Source organism: Candidatus Kosakonia sp. 282A-S69, assembly GCF_029433855.1.
In the GTDB taxonomy this organism is placed as follows: Bacteria; Pseudomonadota; Gammaproteobacteria; order Enterobacterales; family Enterobacteriaceae; genus Kosakonia; species Kosakonia cowanii_A.
Window position 1 is genome coordinate 254,203 of sequence record NZ_JAROAU010000005.1, and the last position, 259, is coordinate 254,461.

A 259-nucleotide genomic window follows, 5' to 3' on the forward strand; every position below is an offset into this window, starting at 1 on the left:
TACGCCATCGCGTTGATGATGGACATGCTCTCGGGCGTGCTCACGGGGAGCGCCTTCGGTCCGAGCGTGACCGGCCCCTACCAAGCGGGGCACCGCAGCGGAGCGGGGCAGCTGATGATCGCGATCGACATCGCCCGGATCCAGCCGCTCGCGGAGTTCGACGCCCGCATGGATCGGCTGATCGCCGACATAAAGGCCGTGCCGCTGGCGGAGGGCTTCGAGGAGGTCTTCTATCCGGGGGAGATCGAGGCCCGTAACG

1 protein-coding gene is annotated in these 259 nt (G+C 67.6%); it reads left to right on the forward strand.

The annotated features are described in order from the left end of the window. The coding region (locus PU683_RS22275) for an Ldh family oxidoreductase (protein ID WP_277174678.1) at nt 1-259 on the forward strand (259 nt) is incomplete at both ends.